At 69.1% G+C, this 20,709-nt stretch carries 19 protein-coding genes; 8 read left to right on the top strand and 11 right to left on the bottom strand.

The window, feature by feature from the left end; genetic code table 11:
• Positions 1 to 94: 94 nt before the first annotated feature.
• The 4 genes from ACQY5G_RS09660 to ACQY5G_RS09645 form a co-directional block, all read right to left on the bottom strand.
• A complete protein-coding gene (locus ACQY5G_RS09660) occupies positions 95 to 280 on the bottom strand; it encodes a type II toxin-antitoxin system HicB family antitoxin (protein ID WP_428278677.1) in 186 nt (61 codons plus the stop codon).
• A 149-nt stretch (positions 281 to 429) separates the two neighbouring features.
• Positions 430 to 594 (bottom strand): hypothetical protein, encoded by a 165-nt coding sequence (locus ACQY5G_RS09655; protein ID WP_428273441.1) that lies wholly within the window; start codon positions 592 to 594, stop codon positions 430 to 432.
• Positions 595 to 666: 72 nt separating this feature from the next.
• Entirely contained in the window at positions 667 to 2,352 is a 1,686-nt protein-coding gene (locus ACQY5G_RS09650) for a SulP family inorganic anion transporter (protein ID WP_428273440.1), read from the bottom strand.
• Positions 2,349 to 3,407, bottom strand: coding sequence for a hypothetical protein (locus ACQY5G_RS09645; protein WP_428273439.1), 1,059 nt, complete (start codon positions 3,405 to 3,407; stop codon positions 2,349 to 2,351). The genes ACQY5G_RS09650 and ACQY5G_RS09645 overlap by 4 nt, the downstream gene beginning before the upstream one ends.
• Positions 3,408 to 3,501: 94 nt before the next feature.
• On the opposite strand from ACQY5G_RS09645, the gene ACQY5G_RS09640 reads away from it, so the two are divergent.
• From ACQY5G_RS09640 to ACQY5G_RS09630, 3 genes are all read left to right on the top strand, one after another.
• Positions 3,502 to 3,822 (top strand): hypothetical protein, encoded by a 321-nt coding sequence (locus ACQY5G_RS09640; RefSeq protein WP_428273438.1) that lies wholly within the window; start codon positions 3,502 to 3,504, stop codon positions 3,820 to 3,822.
• A 154-nt stretch (positions 3,823 to 3,976) separates the two neighbouring features.
• Complete coding sequence (locus ACQY5G_RS09635) at positions 3,977 to 4,402, top strand: nucleotidyltransferase substrate binding protein (protein WP_428273436.1); 426 nt, start codon at positions 3,977 to 3,979, stop codon at positions 4,400 to 4,402.
• Complete coding sequence (locus ACQY5G_RS09630) at positions 4,395 to 4,709, top strand: nucleotidyltransferase domain-containing protein (RefSeq protein ID WP_428273434.1); 315 nt, start codon at positions 4,395 to 4,397, stop codon at positions 4,707 to 4,709. Before ACQY5G_RS09635 ends, ACQY5G_RS09630 begins: the two co-directional genes overlap by 8 nt.
• A 16-nt stretch (positions 4,710 to 4,725) precedes the next feature.
• On the opposite strand, the gene ACQY5G_RS09625 is transcribed toward ACQY5G_RS09630, so the two are convergent.
• A complete protein-coding gene (locus ACQY5G_RS09625) occupies positions 4,726 to 5,499 on the bottom strand; it encodes an outer membrane beta-barrel protein (RefSeq protein WP_428273432.1) in 774 nt (257 codons plus the stop codon).
• Positions 5,500 to 5,721: 222 nt separating this feature from the next.
• On the opposite strand from ACQY5G_RS09625, the gene ACQY5G_RS09620 reads away from it, so the two are divergent.
• Positions 5,722 to 6,570 (top strand): class I SAM-dependent methyltransferase, encoded by an 849-nt coding sequence (locus ACQY5G_RS09620; protein ID WP_428273430.1) that lies wholly within the window; start codon positions 5,722 to 5,724, stop codon positions 6,568 to 6,570.
• A 3-nt stretch (positions 6,571 to 6,573) separates the two neighbouring features.
• On the opposite strand, the gene ACQY5G_RS09615 is transcribed toward ACQY5G_RS09620, so the two are convergent.
• The 3 genes from ACQY5G_RS09615 to ACQY5G_RS09605 form a co-directional block, all read right to left on the bottom strand.
• Positions 6,574 to 7,254: an outer membrane beta-barrel protein gene (locus tag ACQY5G_RS09615; RefSeq protein WP_428273428.1), complete on the bottom strand. Its 681-nt coding sequence runs from the start codon at positions 7,252 to 7,254 to the stop codon at positions 6,574 to 6,576.
• Between the two features lie 20 nt (positions 7,255 to 7,274).
• On the bottom strand, positions 7,275 to 7,679 hold the full coding sequence (locus tag ACQY5G_RS09610; protein ID WP_428273426.1) for a hypothetical protein: 405 nt from the start codon (positions 7,677 to 7,679) through the stop codon (positions 7,275 to 7,277).
• A 71-nt stretch (positions 7,680 to 7,750) separates the two neighbouring features.
• Positions 7,751 to 9,367: a benzoate-CoA ligase family protein gene (locus ACQY5G_RS09605; protein ID WP_428273424.1), complete on the bottom strand. Its 1,617-nt coding sequence runs from the start codon at positions 9,365 to 9,367 to the stop codon at positions 7,751 to 7,753.
• 167 nt (positions 9,368 to 9,534) lie between these two features.
• Here ACQY5G_RS09605 and ACQY5G_RS09600 point away from each other — a divergent pair, with 167 nt between their 5' ends.
• A complete protein-coding gene (locus ACQY5G_RS09600) occupies positions 9,535 to 11,583 on the top strand; it encodes a redoxin domain-containing protein (RefSeq protein WP_428273422.1) in 2,049 nt (682 codons plus the stop codon).
• Between the two features lie 120 nt (positions 11,584 to 11,703).
• Here the strand turns inward: ACQY5G_RS09600 and ACQY5G_RS09595 are convergent, their stop codons facing one another.
• Positions 11,704 to 12,315: an adenylate kinase gene (locus ACQY5G_RS09595; RefSeq protein ID WP_428273420.1), complete on the bottom strand. Its 612-nt coding sequence runs from the start codon at positions 12,313 to 12,315 to the stop codon at positions 11,704 to 11,706.
• A 102-nt stretch (positions 12,316 to 12,417) separates the two neighbouring features.
• Between ACQY5G_RS09595 and ggt the strand changes: the two genes are divergently transcribed.
• The 3 genes from ggt (at position 12,418) to ACQY5G_RS09580 (ending at position 17,947) form a co-directional block, all read left to right on the top strand.
• Entirely contained in the window at positions 12,418 to 14,295 is a 1,878-nt protein-coding gene (gene ggt / locus ACQY5G_RS09590; protein WP_428273418.1) for a gamma-glutamyltransferase, read from the top strand.
• An 82-nt stretch (positions 14,296 to 14,377) separates the two neighbouring features.
• Positions 14,378 to 14,728 (top strand): hypothetical protein, encoded by a 351-nt coding sequence (locus ACQY5G_RS09585; RefSeq protein ID WP_428273416.1) that lies wholly within the window; start codon positions 14,378 to 14,380, stop codon positions 14,726 to 14,728.
• Positions 14,729 to 14,800: 72 nt separating this feature from the next.
• Positions 14,801 to 17,947: an amidohydrolase family protein gene (locus tag ACQY5G_RS09580; RefSeq protein WP_428273414.1), complete on the top strand. Its 3,147-nt coding sequence runs from the start codon at positions 14,801 to 14,803 to the stop codon at positions 17,945 to 17,947.
• Between the two features lie 42 nt (positions 17,948 to 17,989).
• On the opposite strand, the gene ACQY5G_RS09575 is transcribed toward ACQY5G_RS09580, so the two are convergent.
• Both ACQY5G_RS09575 and ACQY5G_RS09570 read right to left on the bottom strand, forming a co-directional pair.
• Complete coding sequence (locus tag ACQY5G_RS09575) at positions 17,990 to 18,991, bottom strand: TM2 domain-containing protein (protein ID WP_428273412.1); 1,002 nt, start codon at positions 18,989 to 18,991, stop codon at positions 17,990 to 17,992.
• A 6-nt stretch (positions 18,992 to 18,997) separates the two neighbouring features.
• Entirely contained in the window at positions 18,998 to 20,665 is a 1,668-nt protein-coding gene (locus ACQY5G_RS09570; RefSeq protein ID WP_428273410.1) for an acyl-CoA mutase large subunit family protein, read from the bottom strand.
• Positions 20,666 to 20,709 lie beyond the last annotated feature (44 nt).

Here is a 20,709-nt window from a genome sequence, read left to right as displayed (position 1 = left end):
AGAAGGACGCGTTGACGATGAAATAGCCGGGGGATTGCCGCACCGACTTCGTCACCCATGATGGGGGCCAAGGGTTGTGAGCATGGCGAGCAACCTAGCCAACGGACTGTTGCCGTTCCACTTCCAGGTACTCGCGGACGGCATCCGCGATGTTCGCGAGGGCTTCCCCCTCCGTCGTCGCTTGGGACGCACAGCCCGGAAGGCCTGGAACCCAGACGGAGAATCCCTCTTCGGACTCCTGAAGCGCCACCCGATATCTCGTTTCCCACCTCAGGTTCATCCGGCGCTGCATAGAATTCACCCCTCCGCATCGAGCCAGGTGTGTGACCGTTTCGACGCTGGTACACACCGGTGGACGACCGGATCCGGCGCGGGATTACGCTTTCGTCACCGACGAAGGGTCAGGAACGCCGTCAGGCAGGCTCCCTGCTACGCCTTGGCTCGTTCTTTCCCGATGTCGGCGAGTCCCTGGGCGACGATGTACGCCACCAGAGGTACGACGACCTCTTCCGGGATCGGGACGCCGACATCCTCGAGCACGATCAGGATGACCGTGCCAAGGGCGGCGTTCTCGCGTGAATCTCGTTCCACCATAGAGCATGGAGGTGGCCGACGGGAAGAGGATTCGCCTGAACGCGGCGCCGCACTGACGACGGAGCGTGCGGTTCACGGCGATCGCGGCGGGATCGTCTGGCGAGCGTCCTCCTCAGGTCCTCCGTGTCGCTCGATGAGCAACCGCAGGGCGACCTTGCGCGCTTCGTCGATCGTCTCCACCACCTGGTCCTTCGGCACGTCGCGCAGTGTGTTGAGCGCTCGCAACGTCTTGGCCACCGGACCTGACAATCCCATCGCAATGCACTCGGTGTCCTGCTTGCCTGCGGTGATGATGAGGCGACTGATCGTCATCGCGGCGCTGTCGTCGATGTATGCGGCGTCTTTGAAGTCGAAGATCACGACTTCATGGTCCTTGAGGTCCTCTCCGATCACGCCGTACAGCTTCTGCGAGGACGCTACGGTGAAGTTCCCCTTCAGGCTGACGAACCCGACGCGGGCGGAGTAGGCGTCGATTCCCTGTGCCTCCGGATGAGCCGCGAAGAAAACCTGGTCCAGAATCGGCACCGAGACCACGCTGTCGAGTTCCAGCTTCTCGAGTTGCCGGGCGTGCACCATCCCCGCAGTGATCAGCCCGAAGGCCACTGCCGTCACCAGGTCGACGAACACCGTCAGGCCCAGCGTCAACAGCATGACGATGAGTTGCGCCCGCGGAATGCGATGAATGCGCGTAAGGAGCGGCCAGTCGATGATGTCCCAGCCCACCTTCATCACGATGCCCGCGAGCACGGCATGCGGAACCGGTTCGACGACCGCTCCGAATCCCAGCAGCATCCCGAGAATGAGGAGCGCGCACAACGCGCCCGATACCCGCGTCGTGCCACCCGCCCTCGTATTGGTCACGGTGCCCATCGTGGCGCCCGCTCCAGGCAGGCCCCCGAACACTCCCGAGACCATGTTGCCGATCCCCTGGCCCACCAGTTCACGGTCCGGATTGTGACGCGTACCGCTTATGGAGTCGGCGACAAGGGAGGTCAGCAAGCTGTCCACGGAGCCGAGCAGCGCGAGGATGAGAGCCGGCTGCACTGCACCCGCCAGGAACAGGACTCCGGGCGCTTCGACCTGAACACCGGGCAGCGCGGAGGGCACCTCGCCGATCACGGACACATCCGTGAGCCACAGCACGCTCAGCACCGTTCCGGCCACGAGCGCGACCAGAAGACCCGGCATGTACTTCGCCAGACGACGGGGCCAGAACACGGCGGCGGCCAGAGCGACCAGCGCCAGCGCCAGCGCGCTCGGGTTCAGGTTGGCGAGCCCGTCGGGCAACGCGCGGAGGATCGCCGCGGCACCTCCGCCAACCGGCGGCAACCCCAGGAACGGGAGAGCCTGCATGAGCATGATGATCAGCCCGACGCCCGACATGAACCCCGAGATCACCGCATACGGGGTATAGATGACGTATCGTCCCACCCTGAGCACGCCCAGCAGCACTTGCAGCAAGCCGCCCAGCACGACGATGGCAAAGGCCTCTCCGACGGTCGACGCGTGGGTGGTCAGCACCACGGCCATGGTGATCGTCATGGGACCGGTCGGGCCGGATATCTGGGTACGGGTCCCGCCGAAGACTGCCGCAAAGAAGCCGACGCCGATCGCTCCGTAGAGGCCGGCCGCCGCACCAAGCCCGGTCGCAACTCCAAAGGCGAGTGCAACCGGCAGTGCGACCACCGCCGAAGTCACCCCGCCGAAAAGATCCCCGCGCAGAGTGTCAAGAGGATAGTGCCTGCCCGGCAGCGTCATGGCGCGCGACCCTTGCGGGTACGATCTGGCGCGATGTCAGGACCCTCGCCGCCGTGTCGCTCGAAGAACTCGTCGGCGTGGGCCGGGAGGAGGAGCCTGTCGGCGATGGCGGCGATCTCCTCCGCTTCCCTCCACGCCTGTTCCAGGATCCAGAGTTCGCCTTCGAGCGCACGGCGCTCCTGCTCCTCATGGAGGGACATCTCCACTGCGAGCCGCATGGGCTTCGGCATGGCGCGGACGTACCCCGTCCGGCCCGTCAGCCCGCTGTGTTTCCTGTTGACCACATCCGCGATGAAACGGGTGGGGTGCCCGCTTGATTCGATGGCGTCCACGGCGCGCCGGACGGTGTTGCGGGTGCCGCCCTCACGGTTCACCAGGGGAACGATGGCGGTGGCCACGCGGCGGGCGTCTTCGCCCTTGAACCAGGCCCTCCGCAGTCCCCGGTCGATCTCCACGCGGAAGCCGGAGGCGCTATCGCCCGGCAGCATGCGAATCGAGTTGACGTCGGAGAACCTGAACTTCGCGACGCTCTCCGGGCGAACGGGGCCGTCTGCGCCGGCCTTGCCGCCGACCCGAACCTTGGCCATCGGGCGAAGGTGGGTCCACGCGAGGTACGGACACACGGCCGCGAACCCCAACGTGCCGACGACCGGCAACGAAAGCTGCATCGCCGCAAGCATGGTCACGCCGCTGGCGAGGCCCACGACGCCGGCACGGCGCATCCGCGTCCCGAACTGGTCTCCGTACCGCCAGGCCGCAAACTCGTCTCGCGGGGGCTCCCCGATCCGCACCAGGTCCAGCCCTTCCCGGTGGCGCGCGATCCCGATGTTCTCCGTCGAGGCGCGCATGCCTGCGTCGCGGAAGATCCGCTCGCAGGTTTCGATCGCCTCCCAGCGCTCCTCGAGCGGAGTCAGGTTCCATCGACCGCATTTCCGGCACACCACCCACAGCCGCCCCTTCGCCGGATCGAACGCGAGCCGCCGTCCGACCGGGAACTCCTCCACTACCTCGTTCGAGGGGAGGGGCTTCTTGCAGAAGATGCAGGTTGTGTACACACGCTCTCCGCTCGGGAACGTTCTTGACTGAATTTCTGTAGCAACATTCATCGTGAACGGACTTCAACGAAAACGAAACGCGCGGGGACGGTCAATGAACGAGAACGACGGCGCGATCACCGAGGGCTTTGATCCCGACACGGCGCCCGATCTCTCCAGGGACGGCTGGCCGGAGAAGTTCGCCACGCAGGGCGTGAGCGCCATGGGCAGATGGTCGCACAGGTTCCAGCCGAAGTACTGGCCGAAATGGTACCGCATCGCGTTCGGCGCCAGCATCGCCGGGGCGCTGCTGGGTGGAGCGCTGGCCTGGTTCGGGTCGGGCCGGGGACGCTACACCGCCCTCGTCGGCGTCCTGCTGTGCGTCGCTTGCCTATGGCTCCTCCAAGACCTGCTGGAGAAAGGCCCCAAGGCCTGAACGGCGCGAATCCCCGGCCTCTTGCCGAACACGTTACCGGGGTACGGCGCATATCGTATCTTGGCGGCAACCCAGGACCGGGGGGCGGTCCGGGGCGACACACGGTGGAACCGACGACGACGATGGCAGGCACCAAAACCGATAGCGGCGCGACGTGAGCATCGACACCACCTTCCTGCGCCGCTGCATCGCTTCGCTGGAGCGGGCGGTTGAGGGAATCGAAACGCAGGAGGATCGCGACGATGTCATGTACGACATCTACCGCGCCGCCTGCGTCAAGGAATTCGAACTCGTACTCGAGCAGAGCGGAAAGCTGCTGCGGAAGCGGCTCGCCGCGTGGTTCGCAAGCAACCGCCAGGCGGACCGCCTGCACTTCAAGGATCTGTTCCGCCACGCGGCCCGCCACGACCTCGTGGACTGCGAAGCGGTCGAACGTTGGCTGCACTACCGGGACAACCGTAACGAAACGGCGCACGACTACGGCGAGGACTTCGCGGAGGCCACGCTGAAGCTGTTGCCGGATTTCATCGTCGACGCCAGGGCGCTCGCCGACATGATCGACCGGGCTGACGATGCCTGACCGCGTGAACCTGTCCGCAAGGCACCGGCGGGTGCTCGAAGCGCTGCTCCGGGAGCACCTGCCGGATGTCGAGGTGTGGGCGTACGGCAGCCGCGTGAGCGGACTCGGCCACGAGGGAAGCGACCTCGATCTGGTGCTGCGCGGACCGGGGCTCGAGGACATCCCCGCCGACCAACTGCTGGACTTTGAAGAGGCGGTGCGGGAATCCACGATCCCGTTCCTCGTCGAGGCGAGGGACTGGGCGCGGCTGCCCCAGCGGTTCCACCGGGTGATCGAACGGGAGTACGTGGTCGTCGTCAGGCGGTGACCCGGGCGAAGCGGGCTCAGCCGATGGCGAACACGAGGCCGCCCTGGAGGACGACGTGGCTGGTCTTCTTCCCCTCATCGTCGATCTCGGAGAGACCCCGGGCGTAGATCACGTCGAACGCAAGGTCGAGCGAATCGGTCAGTCTCACCTGGAACCCGCCGCCGAGCGCGACTCCGAAGTCGGTTGACTTGACCTCGCTGACGCCACCCTCCCCGCAGGCCACTTCCGCGTCCTGCGCGCTCGCCGTCCGCCCCGCACCGCCGGTCCGCGCCGCGGTGACGCGGCTGGGGGTCCCCGGAGGGACCTCGGGGCGGATGGGCCCAGGCTCGACGGAGATCACCGCCACCTGGCACGAGAGGTTGAAGGCCACGTAGGGCCCGGCGAGGAAGCCGAAGTTGAGGCGCCCTTCCTCGGTGGCGGTGCCCGCGCGAAAGAGCGCGGAGAACTGCAGGTAGTCGATCTCGGCCATCGACTCGGTGAGGAGCCGGCTCGCCGTGATCGACGGCGGCACCTTCACGGCGCCGCCCTTCTGGGCCAGCCCGAGGCCGATGCGCACGCCCAGCCCGCCGCTCAGCGGGATCCCCGCGTCGATCCCCGCCACGATTCCGTCTCTGGGTTCGTCGAACGCGGCGGCGCCCCGGGTCTCCAGGTCGGCCCCGGGCAGACTCGCGGGACCGATTCCGGCCCGCACGCCGATGGTCGTCTGCGCGGCGAGCGGCGCGGCTGCCAGCGCGAGGACCAGGGCCACGGCGTGGATGGCGGCTTGCGCGGATTTACGTCCTGCGGACATGGCGTCTCCCTCCATTGCGATGCGTACGCGGGCGGCCGACCACGGAGCGGGCCGGCGGCTCTCGGACCCCCATTCTTCGCGGTTGGCGTCCGATCATCAACTTCGCGGGACACCGGCGGGGGCGCTGTTGAGGTATCTTCCTCCCCTTGTACTATGTTTTCGACAGCGAGGTCCGCCTCGACCGCATCCTCGACTCTCACACATCCCAGGTTCTCTCGACCCATGATCGATATCAACGAAATCGGTGCGACGGCCTTCGTCATCGCGTCCATCCGGGCACTGGAGCCCGAGAAGCCGCATCCGCTCTTCAACGATCCCTACGCCCCGTGGTTCTCGAACGACCGGGCGCGCACGGCCGCCCGGCAACTGGACGCGGCGTTCCCGCCCTCGACGACGATGGTCCGGTTCCGCACCCGCTACTTCAACCGGTTCGTGGAGCACGGGATCGAGGACGGGGCCCGCCAGGTCGTGCTGCTGGGGGGCGGCTTCGACATGCGCGCGCATCACTACCGCAACGCGGGCGCGGCCTTCTTCGAGGTGGACCAGAAGGCGGTCCTGGAGTTCAAGCGCCATATCCTGTCGGACAACGGGGTCGAGCAGCCGCCGTCGCTCTTCGCCAACTACCTGGAGGCGGACGTTCCGGGCGACCTGGCCGACCTCGGCTTCGACCCGGCGGCGCCCACCCTGATGGTCTGGGAGGGCAACACGATGTACCTGCCCCCCGAGAGCATCATGCCGTTCCTGAACCGGCTCGCGGGTGCGATGTCGTCGCTCCGCATCGCCTTCGACTACTTCTCGGTGGACCTGCAGCGCCGCGAGTTCGACACGGACGAGGACCTCAAGCGGCTCGAGGGAGTGGAGCGGGCGATGAACGCCTCGTTCCCCACGGGCTTCCCGGACCTCGCCGTATTCGAGCGGGAGACGCCGTTCGAGGTCGCGGAGTCGGGCACGTTCGCGGAGCTGGCGGAGGAGTACGGGCTGGGTCGGATGGTGGCGGAGTACCCGGAGGACTGGCGCGAGACGCTCAAGCTGTACCGGTACTGCGTGCTGGAGCGGCGAGCCGGCGTCTGACCCTCAACGTGTCGCGAACACCAGCCCGCTCTGGAGGGCGAGGTGACGGTTCCTGGTTCCGTCGTCGTCGATACCGGTAAGACCGATGGCGTAGATCACATCGAAGGCCAGGCTAATCGAATCGCCCAGCCTTACTTCGACCCCCGTCCCGAAGGCCAGTCCGAAGTCGGCGGTCCCGAAGTTGGCGCCGTCGTCTCCGTCGCATGACGTTTCCGTTCTCCGGGGTAACCGCGCGCTGGAGGACCGATAATGCCCCGATCCGGGCAGAGGAAAGTACGTCGTCAGCGCGATGCCGCACGAATGGTTGACGGCCATGTAGGGCCCGGCGAGGACGCCGACGTTGAGAAGCCCCCGCTCGGCGTCGGTGCTCGCGCGGAAGAGTGCGGACAATTGCAGGTAGTCCAGTTCGGTGGTCGCATCGACGAACGCCCTGCCCGCGGTGATCCACGGCGGTGTGTCCGCGCCGCCGCCCTTCTGGGCCAGCCCCATGCCGACGCGCAGGTCCACGGCGCCGCCCAGAGGAATCCCCACGTCGATTCCCGATACGACCCCGAATCGGGATCCCTCTCCTTCTCCTTGTTCCACTCGCGGCATGTCCCGGGACAGGGTCGCGGTGCCGATGCCGCCCCTGAGGCCGACGGTCACCTGACCCGCAAGCGGCGCGGCCGCCAGGGCGATGAACACGGTCGAGACAAGTGTCTTCTTCAGCGGTCGCTCCGTTGCTGCGACGCCAGGACGCGGAGATGGTCGCGGATCGCCTGCTCGCTCAGCGTGTTGCGGCTCCGACAATCTTCGCTCCACACGAAACCGTGGATCGTGGAGGCGACGAAGGCGCCCGACAGGATGGCGGAGCCGATAAGGTACCCGTCGTATTGCTCGTCCGAGTCGAACTCATCGCGCGATGCGCCCCAGATTCCCGCAGCTTGTCCCAGGTGGCCCACTCCGACAACGCCATCGATGACGGGCGCGGCTTGGCTGCGGGTGCAGTCGCCCGCCGCCACCGGTCCCTCGCCCTTGGGCGGTCTTCGCATGAAGAGCATCGAACACCCGCTCCAGAGCAGGGCGCCCGCGAGCACCGCGACGACCGCGGCACGGCGACGTTCGAACATGACTTCTCCTCGGCGGATGTGATCCGGTCGAGCGGATTCTCAACCTGTTGACGACGGATCCGCCAGCCGGGTCACCGCGGAAGGGATGACGAGCGCAGTCGGAACCGCTGGATCTTCCCTGTCGCCGTCTTCGGGAGTTCGGCGACGAACCGGATCCAGCGCGGGTACATATAGCGCGGGAGACCCTCCCGGCAATGCGCGACGAGTTCCGCCCGTAGCGCGTCGGCGGCGGACGGCGCGCCCGCCGTCTCCCGGAGCGGCTCCGACAGCACCACGTGCGCCTCCGGCTTCACGAGGCCGTGGGCGTCCTCGCGGCCCACGACCGCCGCCTCCAGCACCGAGGGATGTTCCGTGAGACGGGCCTCGATGTCGAACGGGGAGCACCAGATCCCACCCACCTTGATCATGTCGTCGGCGCGGCCCTGGTAGTGGAACCAGCCTTCGGCGTCGCGCACGTACTGGTCGCCGGTGCGGAGCCAGCCGTCGACGATCGTCCTTCCCTCGAGTTCCGGACGGTTCCAGTAGCCGGGGGTCGTCGAGTCGCCGCGGATCTCGAGTTGGCCCGCCTCGCCGGGACCCGCCTCGGCGCCGTCCTCCCCCACGATCCGCGCCTCGTAGCCGGGGACGACGCGGCCCGTGCTCCCGGGCTTCACCTCGCCCGGCGCGTTGGAGATGAAGATGTGGAGCGCCTCGGTGGAGCCGATCCCGTCGAGGATCTCGAGTCCGGTGGCGGCCTTCCAGCGGCGGAAGAGGTCCGGGGGCAGCGCCTCGCCGGCCGACACGCAGAGTCTGAGCGAACCCGGATCGGGCGCGGCCGCCTCCGCGTGATCCAGCGCCTGTAGCTGGGCCGCGTACAGCGTCGGCACACCGAAGTACGCGGTGGGACGCAGCGTCTCGATCGTCTCGAACGTCGTCGCGGGGGTCGGACGCCGCTCGTCGAGGATCGCGGTGCCGCCCACCCACAGCGGGAAGGTCATCGCGTTCCCGAGTCCGTACGCGAAGAAGAGCTTCGCCGCGGAGTAGCAGCGGTCCTCCTCGCTCAGCCCGAGGATCCCCACCGCGTAGTGCTCGCAGGTGGCGGGCATGTCCCGGTGGCGGTGCGGCACTCCCTTTGGACGGCCCGTGGTGCCCGAAGAGTAGAGCCAGAACGCGATGTCCTCGGGCCGCGCCGGCGGCGCTTCCAGTTCGACGGAAGCCGCGTCCAGGTCGTCGAGCACCCCGCCCTCCGCCTCGAGCGCGAGACCGCGGGCTCCCGTCCGGGCCGCAGCCAGCCCCGGCACGACCTCCGCCGCGAACTCCGGCGAGTAGACGACGGCCCGGCACTCCGAGTCGGCGATGACGAACGCGAGATCCTTCGCCCGCACGAGATAGCTCACCGGCACGGGCACGATCCCCGCCTTGATCGCCCCCCAGAAGAAATGGAAGAACTCCGGACAATCCTTCACGACCATGAGCATGCGGTCGCCCGGCGCGAGCCCGAGCCCGAGGAGCGCGTTTCCCGTCTGCCCCACCCGCCGCGCCAGTTGGCCGTAGGTGACCCGCGTTCCGGCCTGTTCGATGGCGACCCTGTCGCCCCGTCCCTCGACCACGTGCCGGTCGATGTACCAGGAAGCCGCGTTGAACCGCTCTCCGTAGCGGAGGCGCGGGGGAGCCGTCGAACGATCGATCGTGAGTTCGGCCGAAGTCATGGCGGCCATTCTATGGTGGACCGCATGGTTGGGCGAAGCGATCTGGTGAATCGGGTCGCTGGACCCGTGCGGGAACTTCCGCCTTCGTCGGCTCGTAGGGACGGTAGTGGGTTCTCCCTTGGAGCTGATGACTGCGGGAGCCCAGCCGGTGGCAAAGGAGCAGGACGATGAGACTTCGGTCGATCATGCCGTGGGCAGCCCTGGCGATCCTGGCGGGATGCGCCGACGGACGGTCACCCTCCGAACTGATGTCGGACGCAGCCGCGGACGTTGGCGCGATTCGCTTCGAGCGGGCGATGGTCCGGTACGATTCAGCTCGCACCCTCACTCCGGACGACACCGAAGCACATCTCCCGTACGCGACGCTCGCCACCTATTTCATGCTCTTTCCGGAAGCCGTGGCGGCCTGGGAGCGCGTCCTCGAACTCGACCCCGGAGACGCCGGGGCCTGGGACAGCTACATCTTCACGCTGTCGGGGGCGGGCGTCTTCGAGACCGATCGCAGGTACACCGAGAAGCTGCTGCAGGTGCTGCCCGAGGCGCTTCGCAGTGCAAGCCGGCGACCCGACATATACGACCACGCCCGGCTTGCGGCGCAGGCCCTCGGATCGCTTGAGACGTACGGCGGCATCCTGGCGGAGCGCCTGGCCGCGAGTCCGGACGATGAGGTCGTGCGCCACCAGATCGGCAGCCTGCGGATCGCGCTCGCGGATCTGGAGGGAGGCGACCGCAGCGAGGCGGTGCGGGACTCGATCGCGACGGCGCTCGATGAACTCGCGTCCCGACATGAAGCCGACGCCGGCGGAGACGCCGAGCCGGAGGCCCCGATCCTCTACCGACTCGCGGCCGGCTACGACATGCTCGGCAGCCAGGCCGAGGCGGAACGCTGGCTCGAACGTCTGGAGTCGGCGCCCGACCGCGGCGCTCTCGCCGACGGACTGCGGTACTGGCGCCTGTTGATCGAGGTCCAGAACCGGCTCGGGTCATCCGACGAGGGGGCGCCGGAGGCAGCGCTCGAGTTGGTGGAACGGGGAATGGAGAGGCCGAGTCTCGCGTACCGCGGCGCCTGGGTCACCCTCCGGAGCCAAGCCGTGCTGCGCCGGGCGCTCGCTTCCCTGCCCGGGGACGCGCCGACACCCCGAACCGTGACCCGCATGGTGACCGTGGCGAGTGAGCCTCCGGGGCCAGCGCTCGACGCGCCGGTGGCGGAACAGTTGTTCGACGCGGCCATGGATGTGCTCGTTTGGCGGTTTGCCTGGGAGTCCGGCGGACACCTCGAGGCACTCAGATCCCTCCTCTACTTCGGAGTCGAGCCCCGGGCCGTCCTCGAGGAAGCCGTCCGCCTGGAGGAAGCTCTTCGGGCGGACCGGCCGGGGTACCTGTTCGCCGGTTACCGGGGCGATGAGCGTGAGAGGGCGCGGCAACTGGAGATCGACCGCGCCCGCGTCCTCCAGGCCCGCGCGCTCACCCAACTCGGCGAGATCGAGGCCGCAGGCGAACTGCTCCAGGCTCTGGCGACCCGGTCGCGACGGACGTCGACGCTGGGAGAGTACGGACGGCACCTCCTCCGCGCGGACCGGCCGCAGGAGGCGCTCACCGCCTTCGTCGACGCGATCGCCTTCGGCGGATCCGCCTTGCGGTCGCTGGCCGAGGAGGCCGCCGCTGCCACTGGTCTGTCCCCCGACGCGATCGCCGGGACCATCGACCAGCAACTCGCCGTGCGCCGCCCCGTGGTCGAGGAAGAGCGCGTCCGCAGGGAACTCGGCGCCCGCCTCGAGCTCGAAGCGCCGGACTTCGCGATCCAGGATCAGAACGGGGTCGAGTGGCGTCTCACCGACCTGACCGGGAAGATCGTCGTGCTCAAGTTCTGGGCCACCTGGTGCGGCCCCTGCCTGGCCGAGTTCCCACAGTTCACCGAGTTGCTGGGGAAGTATGAGGGAGACGACGAAGTGGTCTTCCTGACCGTCGCCACGGCGGGATCTCCACGCGACGAGGTGGCGCGCATGATCGAGGATAACGGCTACGCGTTCCCGGTCCTCTTCGACGAGCAGGGACTCGCGCTGGATTTCAACATACAGGGCTATCCGACGACTCTGTACCTGGACGGGGCCGGGACTATCCAGTACAAGCGACAGGGGTTCAGCCCCGCCGGCTACGAGAGCGGCGTCGCCCGCCGCATCGATGCCCTGCGCGGCGAGGTCGAAGGGGACGGGTAGTCACTGGCCTCGGCACGGAATGGCGAGGAGCGCCACCCGGGTCTTCAACGTCGATCTCATGGCTGTGAGTCCAGCCACATCGGGCACCGTACCGCCCGGAACGTTTCCATCGGATGCCGGTCAATCCGCGGCGCGGACCTTTCGGCTCACGGAGGCGGCGAAGGCCTCGACCTCGCGGGGGGACTTGAGGCGCACGAACCGGATGTGCGCCCAGCGCGGATCGGACACGCGCGCGGCCATGTTGCGTCGCTTGCGACGGTGCTGCGTGATGATCCAGCCGAGCAGCGAATCGTCCCGCCAGATCAGCAGGTGGCGCCAGAACCACTCCCGGTTCGTCCCCCAGACCAGTTCCCCGGACCGCGAGCGTCGCCACGAGCGGCGGAGGAAGCGCCACACGAGCAGCGGCAGCGGCAGGTCGAGCCAGACGACGCTGTCGAGACGCGGCCACAGGATCCGCCGGGAGAATCTCTCATACGAACCCGCGACGACCCATCGCTCCCCCCGGGTCGCTTCTCGAATTCGGCGTTCGAACCTGTCGGGGTCCGTCTGGTTCAGGCCGATCCATCCCGGCAGCCAGTTGAGCGCGTCCAACTCCACGAACGGCGCATCCAGCGCCTCCGCGAGTCTCGCCGCGAGGGTGCTCTTGCCCGACCCGCTGTTACCCATCACCTGGATGCGTTCGCCGACCGCCACCCTCGGCTCGATTCCGTCGGCATGTGTTCGTTGGATCATGGTCCGCAATGTACTCGGCAGCTTGCCGGCCGGTCGGGCCGAGGGGCAGAATAGCCGCCGCACGCCGCGAGACCGGTTGTCCAACCCCGGGAGTGACCTCAGATGCACGACGCACAGCGCATGGATTTCACGCGGCCCCGTCGGCCGACGTTCCGTCACCGCCGAGCCCAGCTGCCGCTCGTCGCGGCCCTCGCGTTCCCGCTGCTCATCGGCGGCTGCCAGCCGGGCGACACCGGGGCCGGCACCGAAACGGGTGCGGCCACCGGCGCAGCCAGCGCCTTCGTCGAGGCGGGCGGCGCCTTTCCGCCCGGCTGGCCGTTCGCCGCCGAGGACCCGCCCGTCACGGCCACCGAGGGCATGGTCGCATCGACGGACGAGTACGCGTCGCGCGTCGGCGTGGAGATCCTCGCGGCCGGCGGCAACGCGGTGGACGCGGCCGTCGCGACGGGACTCGCCCTCGCCGTCGTGAACCCGGAGGCAGGCAACCTGGGCGGGGGCGGGTTCATGATGGTCCGCCTCGCCGACGGCAGCGTCTTCGCGCAGGACCACCGGGAGAAGGCGCCGCTCGCCGCCACCCGGGACATGTACCTGGACGAGGACGGCAACGTGACCGACCTCTCCGTCCTGGGTCACCTCGCGGCGGGCGTGCCCGGGACCGTCTCCGGGCTGTGGGAGGCGCACCGGCGCTTCGGCAGCCTTCCCTGGGCCGACATCGTGCAGCCCTCCATCGACCTCGCGAACGGGTTCGAGGTCACGACGCGGCTGGTGTCCACGCTCGACGCGGCGCAGGAGGGGATCCGCGCCTTCCCGCACAGCGCGCGCATCTTTCTCCCGGGCGACGCCGTCCCCGGCATCGGCGACACCTTCTCGCAGCCGGACCTCGCCGCCGTCCTCACGCGCCTCCGCGACCAGGGGCCCGACGACTTCTACCGGGGGGAGACCGCCGCCCTGATCGTGGAGGAGATGGAGCGCGGCGGCGGCATCATCACGCTGGAGGATCTCGACCGCTACGAAACGGTGTGGCGCGACCCGGTCGCCTTCGACTACCGCGGCTACACGGTGCATTCGATGCCGCCGCCGTCCTCGGGCGGCCTCACCATGGCGGCGATCGCCAACATCCTGGAGCGCTGGGACCTGGGCGCGATGGGGTGGAACAGCCCTCAGACGATCCACGTGATGGCCGAGTCCTTCCGGCGCGCCTACGCCGACCGCAACGAGTACCTCGCGGACCCGGACTTCGTCGAGCTTCCCGTCGACCAGTTCCTCTCGGAGGCCTACGCGGACGGCCGCGCGGAGACGATCTCCGCGGAGCGCGCGACCCCCTCCGCCGAGGTCGCGCCCGGGATCGACGCCTTCCTCGACGAGAGCCACACGACGCACTACGCGGTCGTCGACGCCGAGGGGAACGCGGTCGCGGTCACGACGAGCATCAACTCGTGGTACGGTGGCAAGGTCGTCGTGGAGGGGGCGGGGTTCTTCCTCAACAACACGATGGACGACTTCGCCTCGAAACCCGGCACGCCGAACCAGTTCGGCCTCGTGCAGGGCGAGCGGAACGCGATCGGCCCCGGCAAGCGCATGCTGTCGGCGATGAGCCCGACGATCGTCGAGGACGCGGACGGCGACCTATTCCTCGTCACCGGAACCCCCGGCGGCGCCACGATCATCACGACGGTGCTGCAGTCGATCTTCAACGTCGTCGACCACGGGATGAACGTCGTGCAGGCGGTCCACGCCCCGCGGGTGCACCACCAGCACCTCCCGGACCTCGTCTTCCACGAATACGGAGGACTGGGAGGGGCCGCGGCGAGCGCGCTGGAGGCGCTGGGACACACCGTCCGCGAGCGCGACCCCGGCCCGCCCGACGCCTACTTCACGGGCGGCATGTCCGGCGACCTGCAACTGATCATGGCGATGCCGGACGGATCCTGGACCGCCTGGTCCGACCCCCGCCGCGGCGGGACGGCGCTCGGCCGCTAGCGTAGCGACAGCCCGTCAAGACCCGCTGTGCGATTCGCGGTGACGGCGGTTACGTTGCCTTCTCCAGCGGGGGAGGCACCTAATGGGACGCACGTTCCACAAGCGGGCCGCCGAGGGCGGATGGGCCAAGCTCGATCTGGTCGAGCGGCTCGGGAACATCGGCAGCGAGGTGGAGCGCGCGATTCGCGCCCACGAGGCTGGGCGAACGGGCCGGTTCGAGGGCGCCCTCGCGCGGGCGCTCGAACTATTCGACCTGACAGCCGCGGACCCCCGCTGGCACGGCCACCGCTGCCAGGAGATCCTGCGCGCCCGCGAGGAGTTCTGCCGCCTCTTCTTCGACCCGGATGTCCCCCCCGGCTCGGCGGACGGCCTGCGCAGATACTTCTTCGGCTTCGCCTACGCCGCCCGCATGCGCCACTATCGCGACAGCTGACGGGGTCTTGCCGGGGGGTGACGCGCGTGGCGTATCATCCTTCACGCCATCGCCCGGAGAACGGAGATCCCCATGTCCCACGTATCGGTCCCCCCCTGTCGACGACGGTCCGGCGCCCTCGCCCCCCTGACGGCGCGGTTTCTCCTGCCCGCAGCGCTGGGGCTCCTGCCTGCGGCGGCGCATGCGCAGGATCGGGAGGTGCGGGTCACGGTGTCCGAGGGGACGAACATGGCGGCGGCCGTCTCCCCGGACGGCAGCCAGATGGTGCTCGATCTCCAGGGGACGCTGTGGGTCATGGACGCCGGGGGCGGCGAGGCGCGCGCGATCACGGACATGTACTACGACGCGCGGCAGCCGCAGTGGGCGCCGGACGGGAGCCGGATCGTCTTCCAGTCGTTTCGGGACGGGCGCTGGCACATCTGGTCGATCGTGCCCGACGGGACCGATCCGGTGCAGCACACCTTCGGTCCCTACGACGAGCGGGAGCCGGCCTACTCTCCCGATGGCGGCGCGATCGTCTTCGCGTCGGATCGCTCCGGCAACTACGACATCTGGACGCTCGACGTCTCGGGCGGGCCCGGCGACGGCCGAATCCAGCGGGTGACGGACGCGCCCACGCACGAGTTCACGCCGCAGTGGTCGCCGGATGGCGAATCGCTGGCCTACGCCTCCGACCGCGGCCTCGGGGCGATCATCGTCCGCGAGAGCGGCGGCTCGACCCGGGTCGTGGCGCGGAACGCGGGCGCGATTTCGCCGGCGTGGAGCCCGGACGGAAGCCGGATCGCTTACTCGGCCGTCGTCCAGGGCCAGACCGGCCTCTGGGTGGCCGACGCAGGCGCGGGCGGCAGCGGCGGCGCGGCCGGAGGCGGGGGCGCCGCCACGCCGACGCGCCTCACCGAAGCGGGGGCGGACGTCTTCCCCTTCCGTCCCATGTGGATGGGAGACCGGATGGGGGACGGGACGGGCGCCGTGGAGATCGCCTACACCGGCGACGGCCGCATCCGGCGCGTGTCGTCGGACGGCACGCAGGGGGCGGACATCCCCTTCGAGGCCACGTTCGCGTTTACGCGGCGCGACTACGAGCGCGCGCGGCGTTCGTTCGAGGCGGGAGGGCCGGAGCCCGTGCAGGGGATCGTCGCCCCGGCGGTCTCCCCCGACGGTCGCCTCATCGCCTTCACCGCCCTCGGCGACCTGTGGCTACTCGACATCGCGGCAGACGGGGCGGACGAGGCGGAAGCCGCGGGCGAGGCGACGCCCCGGCGGCTCACGGACGACCCCTTCGTCGACCTGATGCCGGCGTGGTCGCGCGACGGCTCGCGGCTTGCCTACGCCTCGGACCGGGCGGGCTCGCTCGACATCTGGGTGCGCGACATGGCCACCGGCACCGAGACGCGCGCCACCACCGCGCCGGGCGGCGAGGTGGGCCCCGTGTTCTCCCCCGCGGGGGACCGGATCGTCTTCACCTCGGTCATGGGACTGCAGGCCGCCGTGCGGGTCGTGGACCTCGCGACGGGCGAACTCACCACGATCCGCAATGATCTCTTCGCCCCCAGCCGGCCGTCGTTCTCCCCGGATGGGCGGACGATCGCGATGTCCGTCCTCTCCCAGTACTCGTCGCGCTTCCGGGAGGGGCGGAACGAGATCCTCCTGCAGCCGCTGGACGGGGGCGAGACGCGCCGGGTCACGGCGGCCGATCACGAGAACATGGGTGTGCGGGCGCTCGACGGGCCGGTGTGGTCGCCGGACGGGCGGCGCATGGCCTACGCCAGCGAGGGCGTGCTGTGGATGGTCGAGGTCGACGCGGAGGGCGCGCCCGGCGGGCCGCCGGCACGTCTCTCCAACCACCACGCGGACGCGATCTCGTGGACGGGCGACTCACGGTCCATCGTCTATCAGTCGACGCGCGGCCTTCGCCGCTACCACCTCGACGACGGCCGCTCCGAGGAGATTCCGCTGCGGCTGGAGTGGCAACGCCCCGCGCGGGAGGGTGCCGTGGTCATACACGCGGCGCGCGTGTGGGACGGCGTCTCGGACGACATCTCCCGCGACATGGACATTATCGTCGAGGGCAACCGGATCGTCTCCGTCGTCCCGCACAGCGACGCACGCCTCGCCGCGGTCGCCGACGCGGGGGGCGAGGTCGTGGACGCGGGAGACCACACCGTCCTTCCCGGCCTCGTCGACATGCACTCGCACATGGGCTACGGGATGGGCGAGGCGCTGGGCCGCGCCTTTCTCGCCTACGGGGTGACGACGATCCGCGATCCCACCTCCGACCCCTACGAGATCGCCGAGCGCCGGGAATCCATCGACTCGGGCCGCCGCATCGGACCGCGGGAGTTCGCCACCGGCCGCACGATGGACGGCAACCGGATCTACTACTCGGGCGCCGGCTCCCTCGGCCCCAACGGGAACCTCGAGCTGGAGCTGGACCGCGCCGAGCACGTGGGCTATTCCCTCATCAAGACCTACGTCCGCATGCCGGACCTCATCCAGCGCCGCATCATCGAGTTCGCGCACGGGATCGGGATTCCGGTGGCGAGTCACGAGATCTATCCCGCCGTCGCGCACGGCCAGGACCACGTCGAACACATCTCGGGCACGAGCCGGCGCGGCTATTCGCCGAAGGTGACGGCGATGTACCGGACGTACGACGACGTGATCCAGCTCCTTACCGCCTCCGGCATGACGATCACGCCGACGATGGCCCTCATGGGCGGCTGGTGGAAGTCCGTCGGCGACGACCCGTCGTGGACGACCGACGCCCGCTTCCAGGCCGTGTTCCCCGAGGGGATGGCCGAGGCCATGACCTCACGCGCCCTCACGAGGGGCCGCGTCGGCGGCATCGACGAGCTGCTCGCCGACGCCGGCCGCACCGTAACCCGCGTCGTGCGCGGCGGAGGCAAGGTCGTGGCGGGCACCGACTCGCCCATCATCCCCTACGGCGCCGCCCTCATCGCCGAGGTCGAGAACTACGTCTGGGGCGGCCTCACGGAGGTCGAGGCCCTGCGCACGGCCACATCGGTGTCCGCCGAGGCACTCGCGATGGAAGGAGAGATCGGAACGCTCGAGGCCGGCGCCCTCGCCGACATCCTGATCGTCGAGGGCAACCCGCTGGAGGACATCGAGGATCTCCGCCGCGCCCGCATCGTGCTGAAGGACGGCGAGATCTTCCGCGTCGAGGACCTGCTGGAGCCCCCCCGCGCGCTCGTCCCCTGATGCCGGCCGTTCGTCGTCAGCCGCGGGTCCGGGCAGTCCGGGTCAGAAGACGCCCGTGAGGATGAACACGACGGCGATAGCGCTGAGCACCCAGATGACGCGGTCGCTGCGCTGCAGGAGGATGTGTTTGTTGAGGACGGCCCCGATCGGAGCGGCGAAGGCGTAGGTGGCGAAGAACGTCTGGACGTAGTCGACCATCAGGGAGCCGGGATCGAAGCCTCCGGGGCCGCCGATGCCCGCCTCGATGAGGTCGAAGACGGTGAAGATGATCGTGAACCAGGCGCCGAGTTGCAGATAGAGCCTGGCCTCGGCACGGCGGCGGCGGCGAAACAGGGCGAACAGCGCAAGCAGCTGTCGGAAGGCGAGCGACACGGCCCCGCCGGGATCGTTCGTGTAGTAGAAGAGTCGCAGACGGTGCGCCCAGCGGTCGAACCCCCGCAGCACAGGCAGGCCGGAGAGCGCGTCCCAGCGTGTCCCCAGCAGCGTGATCGCGATGAGCGCGAGCACGGCGATGATCGGCTCGTAGACGCCGGTCCCGCGCGCGAAGGCGCCCATCGACCCGCCGGCGAGCATCATCACGACCGCGTCGGCCACCAGGCGGACGCGCGTCCGCCGCTTGGCGGCCCAGTACGGCTCGGGCGGGAGCGTCTCCCCCTTGGCCGGCATGAAGGCGAGCTGGCGGGGCGGCTGACCCAGGAACTGCCGCCGTGCCTGGTCTTCGTTGAACTTCCGCACCATTCGCGGGATCAGAAGAACGTCCGCGAGCCACCACAGCCCCGCGCCTCCGATGGTGAAGAACATGAGGAGGCCCGTTCCGGGACGGTCGAGATAGAAGCGATGGCCGCCGAAGACACCCGTCAGGAGCCACAGCGGATAGGCGATGGCCTCGCGCTTCGGCCGGTAGCGGTACAACTGGTCGAGCACCGCGCGAGAGAAGTCGAGGTCGCCCCTCCCCGGCACCCGGGGCGGCCCCCCGTGCAGGGCGGATAGCCCGAAGAAGGTCTCGTCCGACGTCCCGGCGGCGGGGTCTCGTCGCTTGGGCATCTACAGCTAGAAGGCCACGGGCTCCTTGAAGCGTCCGTACACCTTCTCGAGCACGATGCGGATCTCGCCCAGCGTCGCGTAGGCCCGCACCGCGTCGAGCAGCGGCGGCAGCAGGTTCTCCTCCTCCCGCGCGGCCCGCCCCAGCGTCTCGAGCGCGCGCTCCACGGCGCCGGAATCGCGGCGCGCGCGGAGATCCGCCAGCCGCGCCTCCTGCTTCGCGGCCGCCTCCTCCCCGATCCTCAGAATCTCGATCGGGGGCTCCTCCGCATCCTCGAACCGGTTCACGCCCACGATCGTCTGCGTCCCCTTCTCCACCTCATCCTGGAACCGGCGCGCCGAAGCCGCGATCTGCGCCTGGAAGTAGCCGGACTCGATCCCGTACACGACTCCGCCGATGTCGTCGATCTCGCGGAAGATCTCCTCGGCCTCCGCCTCGAGTTCGTCCGTGAGGGACTCGACGTAGTAGGAGCCCGCGAGGGGATCGATCGTGTTGGGGACGCCGGTCTCGTAGGCGAGGATCTGCTGCGTGCGGAGGGCGATCTTCGCCGCTTCCTCCGTGGGGAGCGCGAGCGTCTCGTCCATCGCGTTCGTGTGCAGCGACTGCGTGCCGCCGAGCGCCGCCGCCATCGCCTGGTACGCGACCCGGACGATGTTGTTGTGCGGCTGCTGCGCCGTGAGGGAGACGCCGGCCGTCTGCGCGTGCGTCCGCAATCTCAGGCTCCGGGGATCCCGGGCCCCGTAGACGTCGCGCATGTGCCGGGCCCAGATGCGGCGGCCCGCGCGGAATTTCGCGATCTCCTCGAAGAAGTCGTTGTGCACGTCCCAGAAGAAGGAGAGCCGCGGCGCGAAGCTGTCCACGTCGAGCCCGCGTTCGATCCCCCGCTCCACGTAGGTGAAGCCGTTCTTGAGCGTGTAGGCGAGTTCCTGCGCGGCGGTCGCCCCCGCCTCCCGGATGTGATAGCCGGAGATCGAGATCGTGTTGAAGCGCGGCGCCGCGTCGGCCGACCACTCGAAGATGTCGGCGATGATCTTGAGCGCGGGCTCGGGCGGGAAGATCCACGCGTGCTGGGCCTGGTATTCCTTGAGGATGTCGTTCTGGATCGTCCCGCGGACCCGGTCGAGCGGCACGCCCTGGTTCTCCGCCGTCACGAGGAGGAAGGCGTACAGCATGAGCGCGGGCCCGTTGATCGTCATCGACACGGAGACCTTGTCGAGCGGGATCCCGTCGAAGAGCGTCTCCATGTCGGCGAGGCTCGAGATCGCGACGCCGCACTTCCCCACTTCTCCCTCGGAACGGCGGTCGTCGGAGTCGTACCCCATGAGGGTGGGGAAGTCGAAGGCGACGGAAAGCCCCGTCTGTCCGCGCCGGAGGAGGTACTTGTAGCGCTCGTTCGTCTCGTGGGCGGTGGCGAAGCCGGAGAAGAGCCGCATCGTCCACAGCTTCGTCCGGTACATCGAATGGTACGGGCCGCGCGTGAACGGGAACTCGCCCGGCGTGCCGAGCCGGTCCAGGTAGCCGCCCGGACCGGTGTCGCCGGCGTCGAGGGGGGTGTAGAGCGGCTTGATCTCCCGGCCGGAGATGCTCCGGAAGCTGGTGTCGTCGCGCTGGGGCGCCTGGCGGAAGACCGCCTCCCACAACTCGAGTTGATCGCTCAGCGCGCCGTGCTTGCTCATGCCCCGTCCTGTATCGTCCCGCTCATCAGCCCGCGTTCCTCGCC

It is taken from the genome of Candidatus Palauibacter sp. (assembly GCF_965261555.1).
Lineage (GTDB): Bacteria > Gemmatimonadota > Gemmatimonadetes > Palauibacterales > Palauibacteraceae > Palauibacter.
This window is presented reverse-complemented; position numbering and strand designations above follow the sequence as displayed.